The 12,276-nt window shown below is 34.9% G+C and carries 14 protein-coding genes and 1 other RNA gene; all 15 read right to left on the reverse strand.

The genetic code is table 11. From position 1 onward, the window contains the following. Positions 1 to 18: 18 nt before the first annotated feature. Positions 19 to 1,095: a protein arginine kinase gene (locus Q5I67_RS04155; RefSeq protein WP_302486445.1), complete on the reverse strand. Its 1,077-nt coding sequence runs from the start codon at positions 1,093 to 1,095 to the stop codon at positions 19 to 21. Continuing rightward, positions 1,088 to 1,642, reverse strand: coding sequence for a UvrB/UvrC motif-containing protein (locus Q5I67_RS04160; protein WP_296897728.1), 555 nt, complete (start codon positions 1,640 to 1,642; stop codon positions 1,088 to 1,090). Before Q5I67_RS04160 ends, Q5I67_RS04155 begins: the two co-directional genes overlap by 8 nt. Before the next feature lie 36 nt (positions 1,643 to 1,678). Further along, positions 1,679 to 2,125 (reverse strand): CtsR family transcriptional regulator, encoded by a 447-nt coding sequence (locus tag Q5I67_RS04165; RefSeq protein ID WP_302486446.1) that lies wholly within the window; start codon positions 2,123 to 2,125, stop codon positions 1,679 to 1,681. Between the two features lie 224 nt (positions 2,126 to 2,349). Further along, positions 2,350 to 2,931 (reverse strand): xanthine phosphoribosyltransferase, encoded by a 582-nt coding sequence (locus Q5I67_RS04170; protein WP_302486447.1) that lies wholly within the window; start codon positions 2,929 to 2,931, stop codon positions 2,350 to 2,352. Between the two features lie 162 nt (positions 2,932 to 3,093). Next, complete coding sequence (locus Q5I67_RS04175; RefSeq protein WP_302486448.1) at positions 3,094 to 5,394, reverse strand: xanthine dehydrogenase family protein molybdopterin-binding subunit; 2,301 nt, start codon at positions 5,392 to 5,394, stop codon at positions 3,094 to 3,096. Further along, entirely contained in the window at positions 5,391 to 5,864 is a 474-nt protein-coding gene (locus Q5I67_RS04180; protein WP_302486449.1) for a (2Fe-2S)-binding protein, read from the reverse strand. The genes Q5I67_RS04175 and Q5I67_RS04180 overlap by 4 nt, the downstream gene beginning before the upstream one ends. Next, complete coding sequence (locus tag Q5I67_RS04185; RefSeq protein WP_302486450.1) at positions 5,864 to 6,655, reverse strand: xanthine dehydrogenase family protein subunit M; 792 nt, start codon at positions 6,653 to 6,655, stop codon at positions 5,864 to 5,866. The genes Q5I67_RS04180 and Q5I67_RS04185 overlap by 1 nt, the downstream gene beginning before the upstream one ends. Before the next feature lie 64 nt (positions 6,656 to 6,719). After that, positions 6,720 to 7,595, reverse strand: a complete 876-nt coding sequence (locus tag Q5I67_RS04190) for a S1 RNA-binding domain-containing protein (protein WP_296897717.1) — start codon at positions 7,593 to 7,595, stop codon at positions 6,720 to 6,722. Between the two features lie 22 nt (positions 7,596 to 7,617). Further along, positions 7,618 to 7,968 (reverse strand): ribosome silencing factor, encoded by a 351-nt coding sequence (rsfS, locus tag Q5I67_RS04195; protein WP_296897715.1) that lies wholly within the window; start codon positions 7,966 to 7,968, stop codon positions 7,618 to 7,620. 42 nt (positions 7,969 to 8,010) lie between these two features. Beyond that, positions 8,011 to 8,799: an LCP family protein gene (locus Q5I67_RS04200; protein ID WP_302486451.1), complete on the reverse strand. Its 789-nt coding sequence runs from the start codon at positions 8,797 to 8,799 to the stop codon at positions 8,011 to 8,013. A 242-nt stretch (positions 8,800 to 9,041) separates the two neighbouring features. Further along, a complete protein-coding gene (gene yqeK / locus Q5I67_RS04205; protein ID WP_302486452.1) occupies positions 9,042 to 9,614 on the reverse strand; it encodes a bis(5'-nucleosyl)-tetraphosphatase (symmetrical) YqeK in 573 nt (190 codons plus the stop codon). A gap of 138 nt (positions 9,615 to 9,752) precedes the next feature. Further along, an RNA gene (gene rnpB, locus Q5I67_RS04210) (RNase P RNA component class A) lies at positions 9,753 to 10,104 on the reverse strand. Between the two features lie 41 nt (positions 10,105 to 10,145). Then, positions 10,146 to 10,940, reverse strand: coding sequence for an RNA methyltransferase (locus Q5I67_RS04215; RefSeq protein WP_302486453.1), 795 nt, complete (start codon positions 10,938 to 10,940; stop codon positions 10,146 to 10,148). After that, the gene (locus Q5I67_RS04220) at positions 10,940 to 11,614 is read right to left on the reverse strand and encodes a TrkA family potassium uptake protein (RefSeq protein ID WP_270349786.1); all 675 of its coding nucleotides are present in this window, start codon (positions 11,612 to 11,614) and stop codon (positions 10,940 to 10,942) included. The genes Q5I67_RS04215 and Q5I67_RS04220 overlap by 1 nt, the downstream gene beginning before the upstream one ends. Positions 11,615 to 11,655: 41 nt before the next feature. Then, positions 11,656 to 12,273, reverse strand: a complete 618-nt coding sequence (ruvA, locus tag Q5I67_RS04225) for a Holliday junction branch migration protein RuvA (RefSeq protein ID WP_278402766.1) — start codon at positions 12,271 to 12,273, stop codon at positions 11,656 to 11,658. Positions 12,274 to 12,276 lie beyond the last annotated feature (3 nt).

Raw genomic sequence — 12,276 nt, forward strand, 5'->3', positions numbered from 1 at the left:
TAAAATCCTTCCTCTAGTTTAAAATCGGCTCTTCGATATATCTGGGGCTAATTCTTGCAATATTTTTCTGATGATATGAGCACGTTGTTTATCAATTTCTTGTGGTGTCATATTTTCATTTTGTTGTAAACTTTGAATGTAATTTTTTTGGCTAGCAATCAATAAGATATTTAAAAGTTCAGGTTTTGTTTCATCAATTATGCCAAGGTCAATACCTAAACGAACTTTACTTACTAAATCTAGCATTTCATTTTCGGAGATAAAGCGAGCATATTTTAAAATACCGAAAGAACGCCATACACGATTGGCGAGTTTATCAGGAGAATAATTCAAAAGTGCCTTTCTAGCTTCACGTTCGTGAGAGATAATTTCAGTTACAGTGCTAGTGAGATTATCGATTAATTCTTGTTCTTTAAAGCCTAGTGTTAACTGATTATCGATCTGAAAGATATTACCAGCATTGTCTTCGCCAAAGAAATTGCGGATAGCTAAGCCTAATTGTGGTGAAATATTGACGATTTTTGACAATTGTTGAGTCATTACAAGTGCTGGTAAGTGTAGTAAGACAGAAGCACGAAGACCTGTGCCTAAGTTGGTAGGGCAAGCAGTTAAATAGCCCATTTTTTCATCAAAGGCAATATTTAAATATGCTTCAATAGCATCGTCGATAGCAAAAGCTCTGGCTAAAGGAGTATTTAAATCTAAACCAGCAGACATACACTGAATGCGTAAATGGTCATCTTCATTTACCATGATGGCAACTGAAGCATCTTGACTTAAAATCAATAATCTATTTTCAGGATTATTCAATAATTTTTGACTGATAAGACGTTTTTCAACTAATACTTGTTGTTCTAAATGCGTCAATTTATCGATTTCAAGATAGTCAAATTTTAGACCTGTAGCACTTTCAATAGCAGGTATTAAACGAATGATTAATTCTTTAATTTGGGCTAAATCATTGATACTAGCACGATTAGGAAATGGCAAATTTTTTAAATTACGTGCTAGGCGAACTCTACTGGCTAAGACAATATCTGCTTCATTACCTAAAGTAGTGAGCCAAGATAATTGAGGAGTGGAGAAGTTAGTCATTTTGGTCAACTCCTTTATCTAAATTTTGTTTAGCGTGTAATTGATTTTCTAAAACTTTGATGCGGTCACGTAAGACAGCTGCCTGTTCATATTCTTCAGCTTCAACATATTTAGTTATTTGTTTACGTAAATTTAAAATTTCTTGTTTTAGACTTAAAGTACCGCCAGCACGATTAGGTATTTTACCAGTATGAGTGCTAGAACCATGAATTCGACGAAGTAGAGGTTCTAGAGCAAGGGCAAAAGTTTTATAACAATCGCTACAGCCTATTTTTCCTGTTCGCGTAAAATCTTGATAGCTCATATGACAGCTAGGGCAAACAAGAGGTTTTTTTAAATTATTAGTATCGCTATGTTTAGTAGCTCTAGGTTCATGGTTAAAAATTCCAGATAAAAAGTCATTTATAGAAAATACATTTTGTTTTTCTGCTAATAGGCCTAATTTAGTAGCACATAATTCACAGAGATGATGTTCTACTTGTCCTTGACTTGTAATTTCAGTCACATAAATACTAGCTTCATGTTTATGGCATTCATCACATAACATCAAAAATGCCTCCTTTATACAATGTTAAAAAATAAATTAGCTAAAATTAGCTAAAGTCATGATTAAAGATTTAATAAATGATACGCGTTCTTTTGGTTCTAATTTTTCAAAAACAACTGATAAAGTCTGTAACAATAAAGCAGCTTCACGTTTTTTTATAAGATCGCGTTTGAATAAATAATGGACGATATTATTTACTTCATCAAGAGTTATATCTTCATCTATTTTTGCTAAAATATCTTGATAGATTAAATCTTGAAGAGGAACTCTACCGATGCGGATAAATCCACCAAGACCACGACGAGATTCGACAACGAAACCTTTATCTTGAGTAAAACGTGTGCTCAATACATAACTTATCTGAGAAGGAGCACAAGATATTTCATCGGCAATATCTGAGCGTTTTAATTCTACTTTGCGATTATGCTCAGCCGCCAGACGACGTAGGATATAATCTTCAATTAAATCAGCTATATTGCTCATATTAATCACCTTTATTTTAAATATTTTTATCACTAATTATATTATAATTTGACATTTTGACTTAAGCAAGTTTTTTATTTCTGAGTCCTTTAAAAGCGATGAAAAGCAATAAAATAATAAGTAAAAAAATATAAGCTTTTTACTGATAATAAAATAAAAGCATTCAATAGTTAGAAGCAAAGTCTAATTATTAAATGCTTTTATTTTAATAATAAGTACATATATTATTGTTTTCTAAATGTGATTTTACCAGTAGTGTCATCCATAGAATCAACAATAGCGAGTGATTCTAAATGAATGCCCTGAGCACGTAAATCAGCTCCGCCTTTTTGGAAACCTTTTTCAATGACGATGCCAGCACCCACAAGTTCAGCACCAGCAGATTTTACGATTTCAATAAGACCTTTTAAAGCATTGCCATTAGCTAAAAAGTCATCAATTAATAATACTTTATCATCTTTAGTTAAGAATTTTTTAGAAACAATTACGTCATAAACTTTATTATGAGTGAAAGATTCTACCTTACTTGTATATACAGCACCTGCAATATTTTTGGATTTACTTTTTTTGGCAAAAACTACAGGTACATCAAAGAATTCAGCAACAATGCAAGCAATACCAATACCAGAAGCTTCAATAGTAAGTATTTTTGTAATTTCATTATCAGCAAATAATCTTTTAAATTCTTTACCTATTTCACGGAATAATTTGATATCCATTTGATGATTTAAAAAGCTATCAACTTTTAAAACATTTCCTTCTCTAACGATACCATCTTTTTGTATTCTCTCTTCGAGCAATCGCATGCGACTTTTCCTCCTAAAAATTTTCCGTCTATAAATATATAAACTATATTTTACCTATTTTTTACGATTGTTGCAAGATTTTTCTGATGGATATATAAGAAAAAATAGGTTAGATATAATCTAACCTATTTAAATCCTAAAGGTTTTAGGCATATATACGATTTATTTTTGCTTATTTAATAAAGCCATAGCAATTTTTTCACTAGTGATAGGAAGTTCTTTGAACCAAACGCCAGTAGCATTGTAAATTGCATGAGCTAATGCAGGTGAAGGTGTATTGATAACGATTTCACCTATGGATTTTGCACCAAATGGACCAGATTGTTCATAGCTATTAGCAAATTCCACGCGAAGTTTACCCATATCAAGACGAGAAGGCACTTTATATTGCATAAAGGAATTTTCGACAAGCACACCTTTTTTATTGTAGGTTACATCTTCATATAATGCCATGCCGATACCTTGAACGATACCACCTTCTGTTTGTACACGTGCAAGATTTGGATTGATTGGAGTACCGCAGTCAACTACAGCACAGTAATCAAGGATTTCTACATGACCTGTTTCTTTATCAAGTTCTATTTCTACCATACCAGCCATAAATGGTGGTGGAGAAGTTGGCATGGAATTTGATTCAGTGTGTTGAAGTGATTGAGTTGCACCGCACATGGAACTTACAGCTATATCATTTAAAGAAACGCTTTCATTTGTTTGTATGTTGATTACAGATTTACCATCAAAATCTACATCATCAACAGAACATTTGAGCATATTAGCACCAAATGCTTTGATTTTATCGATTAAGCCAAGAGCAGTTTTTTCTACAGCTTTACCAGTTACAAATGTTGTACTGGAAGCATAAGAACCAGAATCATAAGGTGTTGCATCTGTATCAGCTGCGATTACAGAAATATTTTCTAGTGGACACATCAATATTTCTGCTGCTATTTGAGCTAAGATAGTATCACAGCCTGTACCCATATCAGCAGAACTGATGGATAAAGTATAAATTCCTTCATCGTTTAATTTTAAAGTAGCAGAACCTACGTCAACACATGTGATACCAGAGCCTTGCATAGCCATGGACATACCTACACTGCGAATTTTGCCATTGCCCATATCGCGAGCAGGATATTTTTCGTTCCAGCCGATCATTTCTTTACAGCGAGCTACACAGCGGTCGAGTGTACAGCTTGTAGCTGTTTCACCATAATAAGCAGGCATAACATCGCCTTCTTTGACGAGATTCATTTCACGGAGTTTTACAGGATCAATATTTAATTTGCTAGCGAGTTCATTGACAGCACTTTCTACAGCGAAAATACCTTGAGTAGCACCATAACCACGATAAGCACCTGCACTCATGACATTTGTATATACTACATCATAAGTGAATTTAAAGGCTTTAAGACCGCGATAGAGTGGAATGGATTTATGACCAGATAAGCCAACAGTCGTTGGGCCATGTTCACCATAAGCACCAGTATTTGAGAGTGTATATACATCTATAGCTTGGATTTTACCTTCTTTTGTAGCACCAATTCGCACGGAAACTTCCATTTCATGGCGAGGAGTAGAAGCTATTTGACATTCTGTACGTGTGAAAATCATTTTAGAAGGTTTTCCTGTTTTATAAGTTACAAAAGCAGGGAAAACTTCAGCTACTACAGTTTGTTTTGCACCAAAACCGCCACCAATACGAGGTTTTGTTACACGAATTTTTGATTGTGAAATATCAAGGGCATGAGCTACGATACGACGAACATGGAATACGATCTGTGTGGAACTTATAATATTTAAGCGATTATAAGTATCCATGTAGCAATATGTGCAGAATGGTTCCATCATAGCTTGCTGACAAGCTTTTGTATGATAAGTTCCTTCGACTACAACATCACAATTTTTTAATACTTCATCGACATCGCCTTCTCCTTCAGAGCCACTAGCACAGAGATTGCGTTTATTATCTGCACCAACAGGGACTAAAGAACGCCAATTATCTTCGGGATGAACGAGAATTTTATTATCTTTAGATTTACGGAAATCTAATAATGGTTCTAAGACTTGATATTGAACTTTGATTAATTTTAAAGCTCTATCTACAGCTTGTTCATTTTCCCCAGCGACGATAGCTACAGGATCACCAACATAGCGAACGTGCTTATCTAAAATTAAACGGTCATAAGGGCTAGGTTCAGGATAAGTCTGACCTGCCATTGTGAAGCGTTTTTGGGATACATTTTGATAAGTGAAAATAGCTTCGATTCCAGGAACTTTACTAGCTATAGTTGTATTGATATTTTCAATGATAGCATTAGCATGAGGACTGCGTAAAACTTTTACAATCAAGCAATCTTTTGGTGCAATATCATCAAGATATACAGGTTTACCTGTGACAAGTGACATTGCATCAGATTTCATGATAGGTTGATTGACATATTTTAATTTATCTAAATTAGTCATGCTTGTTCCTCCGTTTTACCATTTTTATAATCTAAAAAGGCACGAATACCACGAAGTTGACCTTCGTAACCAGAACAACGGCAGAGGTTACCAGCTAAATATTCGAGAATTTCTTCATCAGTAGGATTAGGATTTTCTCTAAATAAAGCGATTGCATTCATGATAAAACCAGGGTTACAAAAACCACATTGTTCAGCACCTTGGTTAGCGATGAACGCACCAAATTCACGTGCTTCTTCTTGAAGTCCTTCAAGTGTAGTTACATGTTTGCCATCAACACGAGCTGCGAGCATAGAGCAAGATAATACAGGTTTATCTTCAACAAATAAAGTACAAAGACCACAATTTGAAGTATCGCAACCGCGTTTTACGCTAGAGCAACCATGATTGCGAACAAAATCTATCAACAAAGTATCAGCTGAAATTTCTTCACTGATTTTTTTCCCATTGAGCCATACATTTAAAATCATTAAGCATTTCCTCCTATAGATGATAAAGCACGTTTGACTAAAACATATGCTAAATGTTTACGATATTGTGCAGAACCACGAATATTAGAATCTGTTTTTACATTATCTTTTACATAATTTGCAAATGCTTCAATAGTTTCAGGTGATACTTTTTCACTTAAGATATTTTCTTTGTCAGCAATGATTACTGCACGATGAGGAGTAGCACCAATAACAGCTTGCCATTTATCATGAAGTTTGGATACAGCTACAGCCAATACAGGAAAGTCTGTTTTTGTCTGTCTATGTGATAAATATGCACATTTTAAAGCTGATTTTTTCACGATGATATTTACAAGAATATCATTATCATAAGGCATTTTAGCAAATTCACTGATAGGAATGATACCAGCATGATGAAGTTCTACATAAGCATCAAGAGCCATAAATACAGTCAATACATCAGAAAATCCATAACGACCATAGATACTACCACCAACAGTAGCAAGATTTCTAAATTGAACGCCAACAATATGACGCATAGCTTCTTTCATACTGTTATTAGTATATTGATTTAAACCAGCATGAAGTTCTAAATCTCGTAATGTAGTCATAGCTCCGATTTTAAATTCTGTATCAGTTTCTTCGATGGTATCTAAATTTAATCCGGATAAATCAATGGCAATATTTACATTACCTGTTTGCATTTTTAACCATAACATACCGCCAATAATGCGATTAGTCTTTTTTTGGTTTAATTCATAAGCTTCTTCTATTGAGGATACCTTGCGAATTTCTTTGATTGTAAGCACAAAATGCTCTCCTTTCTTTGCTCAAAAAAAGCTATCCGGCAAAATATGTCAGATAGCTTATAGGTTATTCTTGAGATCTTAAACAAGTCCAACCATCTTTTTGTTCTATTTTGCCTTCCTTCATTAAATGGCCTAATGCACGTTTAAAGGCAGATTTACTGATACCGAAACGTTCACGAATGACTTCTGAAGAGGTATCATCACAATATGGCATTTTTCCTCCTCGAGCAGTGAGTGTATCATAAAGCATTTGGGCATCGAGATTAATCGCTTTTTCTTTGGCTGGTCGCATGGACACGTTGATACGACCATCATCGCGAATAAAAGTAATACGTGTGGTTAAAGTTTGACCTACACGTGGCTTGATAGTCATTTCACGTTTGTCTAAGAAAGCGATGAAACGTTCATCAGTAAAGATGAATGCTCCTTGTTCTGTGAAATTATAAACAGATCCGGAGACCATATCGCCAACTTTGACATTTTCCGCAGGGCGAGAAGCACGACGGATTTCATCTTCGACTTTCATCGTCATGGCTAATCGACCTGATTTATCTGTATATAATTTTGCCCAGACAACTTCGCCTACTTGTAATTTTCCTCGCATGCCAGCATATGGCATGAAGATACCACGTTCAGCACCAACATCTAAAAACGCACCATCACGGCTTGTATTGATTACTTTTAAACGAGCAATTTGACCTTCACGCATTCTAGGAGTTCTCATACTAGCAGTGAGTCGACCATGAGGGTCTTTATATAAAAATACACAGACTTTGTCACCAGGTTTTACTGGAGAGGTTTGCTGTAATTTATGCAACAAAATATCATCGCTAGTATTACCTGTTTGAGCATCTAAAAATGCTCCCATTTCGCCAACACGTGCGACTTTCATAGTTACTACAGTACTTGGTTGATATTTTCTTTGTTGTTTTTCTATCAATATATTTATTTAACCTCGTTGTTTAATCTTCGTATTCAACAGTAGGAGCTTCGCCCCATAAACTTTCTAAACCGTAGAAACGACGAGCTTCTTCAGTAAAGATATGAGCGATGCAATTACCATAATCTAGTAATATCCATTCAGCATTTTGATAGCCTTCTTTATGCAAGAATTCTTCGCCAGCTTGAGTCATTTCATCTTCGATATTATCTGCAATAGCACGAACTTGAGTAGTTGTTGTAGCACTACATACGATGAAATAATCAGTAGTAGTAGTCAAATCATGCATATTCATGATCATGATATCTAATGCTTTTTTATCACTAGCAGCCTTTGCTATTAATTGGCTTTTTTCTTGAGAATTTAGGGTCATATAAACACTTGCCTTTCTATAATAATTTATTTATATATTTTGTTATTCATCATCATTTGTTTCCTCTGGAAGAGGAGGGAACATTTCATTTATTTCTTGTTCTACACGGGCATTATCCGGTATCCAATCGCCTGTTGGGCTCATATTGCCTGGAAGCATTTTTATTTTTATTTCATTCGTACTTAGCGTATCTAGCAAATCAAGAAGATTGGAGATATCTAATATATTAATATTCGTATCGATGTTATCTTCCCAAATATCAAGAATTGTAGGTAGGGTAGGAATTGTTTCTAAGGACATCATTTTTTCAAATAAAGCTTTGGCAAATTTTTGCTGACGTTGAACGCGACCTATATCGCCTAAATCATCATTGCGGAAAATCAGATATTGTTGGGACATATCGCCAGTCAGATGTTGATAGCCTTGTGTAAGATGAATAGAAGTACCACTTACAGGGTCGTCATAATCCATATTACTTTCCACATAGAGATTAATACCGCCAATGGTATCTACGAATTTAGCTAAACTTTTACGGTCTAGAGCAACATATTGAGTAATTGGTATATTCAATAGTTGAGATACTGTATTTACAGCAAGAGGAGCTCCACCATAATAATAAGTAAAGCTGAGATATTCAGGATCTTTACGACCGTCCATAGTGGTCTTTATATTTCTAGGTAAAGATAAAAACCTGATTTCTCCATTAGTGTGATCCATGCTTACGAGCATGAGAGCATCTGCATAACGTCCAGCCTCGGCAATGCCTTCAACAGGTTTGTCATCTATACCAATGAATAAAATATTAGTATAGTTTTCAAATTTTTTATCCACAAATTGTGGGGGAATAGGTGGTTTTTGTGGTTTACTAGGATGTGCTTCTTTATATTGAGCGTATTTAAAACTACCCCAAGAGTAAATCTCAGAAATTACGATGTATGAACCGTAGACAATACTAGATAAAAGTATGAGTACAAGTAATAAACGACCAATGCGGATACGTTTAATAAGTGGCTTTTTATGTTTTCGTTTAGTATTGTTTTTTGTAGAAACAGTAGATTTTTTTTTTGAGCATATTATAATTCTCGTTGGAGGAGAATTTCATTACGCGCAGCTACTGTGTAAGGGTGAATAGTATGTCCTTTACGCATAATAAATAATATGGATTGGTCAAAAGCACTTATCATGACTGTATCAAGGTCTTGCGTCATAGCCTGTTTACGAAGTTTATCTAAGCCTTCATAATTGCGATGAGGTTCGATCATGTCGGCAAGATAAACAATTTTATCTAATTTTGACATATTAGCACCACCAACAGTATGAGAAGCGATTGCTTTTAAAATAGCAGTATCATGTACATCATATTTTTCTTTAGCAATGGCTGTACCAAGTGGAGCATGCATCAAAATAGGCAATTGACGGTCAATATCAGTAATATAGAGATGACGTTTTTCACATTCAGCAATTAAATCTTCAGTTGCAAACTCTCGTGCACAATCGTGTATTAAGCCAGCAATTGCAGCTTTTTCTTCATCTACGCCAAATCGTTTAGCTAAGATGATTGCAGTATCCATTACACCAAGACAATGAGCGTAACGATTAGGTTTCAAATTTGATTGTAAAATAGTTTGCATTTGATTAATATCCACAAGAAACTCCTTCTTTATCTTAGATTAAAATAAGTTTTATTAATATAAATATTTATTTCTAAATATATTTTAATATATTTAGCTTAAAAATCAAATAGTTAAAATAAAAAAACTGCCGGTAAGGCAGTTTTTACTAAAGATATGAGTAATCAATAAGCCGAGTTTTGTTCCACTTGCGTGGTGATAATCATTTATCTGGACTTATAGTTACCTATAAGCTCTAGCGACACAACCCGGAAGGCTCAGCGGGCCACTTCATCCCTTCCCTATTCGGTCTTGCTCCATGTGGGGTTTACCTAGCCGTACAGTCACCTGCACGCTGGTGCGCTCTTACCGCACCTTTCCACCCTTACCTATTTTCATAGGCGGTTTAAGTTTCTATAGCACTTTCCCTGAGGTCACCCTCGCTGGACGTTATCCAGCACATTGCCCTGTGGAGCCCGGACTTTCCTCATATACAAAAAGTATACGCGATTATCTTTCATACTCATGTCTTTAGCTATTAGATTATAGCATTGATTTTAACTGTGGTCAAATGTTTTGGCGACAATATTCATACATAATCATCGAACCAGCATTGGCCACATTTAAAGACTCTGCATCGCCTTTCATCGGAATGTATATTTTAGCATTACATTTGTCTAATAGATTATCAGAAACACCATTGGCTTCATTGCCTAAAATAATAGCACAATCTTGAGGATAGGAAATATCCCATGAGGCTTTAGCACTACTATCTAAAGCTGTAGCGTAAAGCGTTAAATTATGATTTTGGCAAAAAGATAATAAATCTTGTGCAGAAATTTTAGTGATTATAGGGAGATTGAATAAAGATCCCATGGCAGAACGCACTACTTTTGGGGAATAGATATCAGCCGTTCCATTTAGACAGATAATAGCTTTTACCCCCATAGCGTCAGCTGTGCGAATGATGGTGCCGATATTTCCAGGATCTTGTAATCTGTCTAAGATCAGATAAAGTCCTGATTTGTTTATTGTAGTTAAATCATCTAAATTATGATTTTGTATAGGTAAAATCAACATCAATCCCTGTGGAGATTGAGTGTCACTGATTTTTTGATAAATATGTTCAGGAAGTTCAAAACAAGGACAATTTAATTGTTCCAAAATGGATTTTCCGCGTTCATTTGTAAAGGCTTTTTGCGTGAAAAAACACATTTGCACAGAAATCTTTTTGGCGATAACCATTTCAGCATTGCGAATACCTTCTAATATAAATAATTGATATTTATCGCGATATTTTTTTTGTTGAAGGCTTAAAGCCATTTTAACTTTGGCATTGGTTAGACTTGTGATTAGCTCCATTATTTTTCTAGAGCCTCCAAGCCATTGATGCTTTCGTTGCTACCGACAACGATGGCGATATCATTTTCGAGTAAAACTTCTGTAGGAAGTGGAGAAATAATTAAATTATCATGGCGTTTGATAGCAACAACGTTTAAGCCATATCTAGCACGAATGTTTGATTCACTGAGTGTTTTATTGCGAATGGCCTTAGGAATAGCGATTTCCACGATACTGAATTTTGGTGATAATTCAATATAATCCATGATATTTGTAGAAGCAAGGTTATAGGCAACACGACGAGCCATATCTCGTTCTGGAGCAACAATGCGGTTAGCACCGATTTTTTCTAATACTTTGATTTGCAATGGACTTTTAGCGATAGCAACGATATAAGGAACACCGATTTCTTTTAATTGAAGTGTAGTCATGATATTAGCTTCAGTATCATCACCGATAGCCACGATTACAACATCAAAATTTAAAATACCTAAAGAGCGAAGTGCTTCTTCATCTGTAGTATCTGCTTGAACTACATGAGTTACTTCATGGCTAAAGTCTTGGACTTTTTCCATATCTTTATCAATAGCAAGAACATCATAGCCCATTTCATGAAGGGATTTTGCGATATTTCTGCCAAATCTGCCAAGACCGACTACGGCAAATTGACGTTCATTTTGTGGAGAAAATTTCATAATAAAAAACTCCTTTATTTAATCTTCTACTTAATTTAATTTTAACTTAAGGATAATTCTTTGAGTGCAAATTTAATAATATCTTCTGTATTAGTCATATTGCCAGCTTTTTTGAGTACAGAATTGATTTCTGGTTTTGTATAGCCAAGAGAAAGAAGGGCTTGCGTTGCTTCTTCATACATATCTATTTTTTCATCTTCGCTAGGTGTATCAATCAAGATTGGTTGATCTAAGACTTCATCGGAAATACTTAAGTTGAGTTCAGTTAATTTATCTTTTAATTCTAAAACAATGCGTTCAGCTGTTTTCTTGCCAATCCCAGGGGCATTGGTGAGTAGGCTGACTTGTTTATTTTGGATAGCCCAGATGAGTTTTTCACTAGAAAGACTAGAGAGCAGACCAAGCCCAGCTTTAGGGCCAATCTTAGATACGGAAATTAATTTGCAAAAGACATCATATTCTAATTGATTGATGAAACCATATAATAACATGGCATCTTCACGCACGCTTAAATAAGTAAAGAGTTTGATCTCTTCATTTATTTTCAGTTTTGCACGTGTGCTAGTGCTGATAAATACGCGATAGCCGACACCATGAACATCAATAAAGCAAAAATCACTGGCAATATAAGTGACTTTTCCTTGTAAATATCCTATCATAAA

The sequence above is a fragment of the uncultured Megamonas sp. genome (assembly GCF_958438645.1).
Lineage (GTDB): Bacteria > Bacillota > Negativicutes > Selenomonadales > Selenomonadaceae > Megamonas.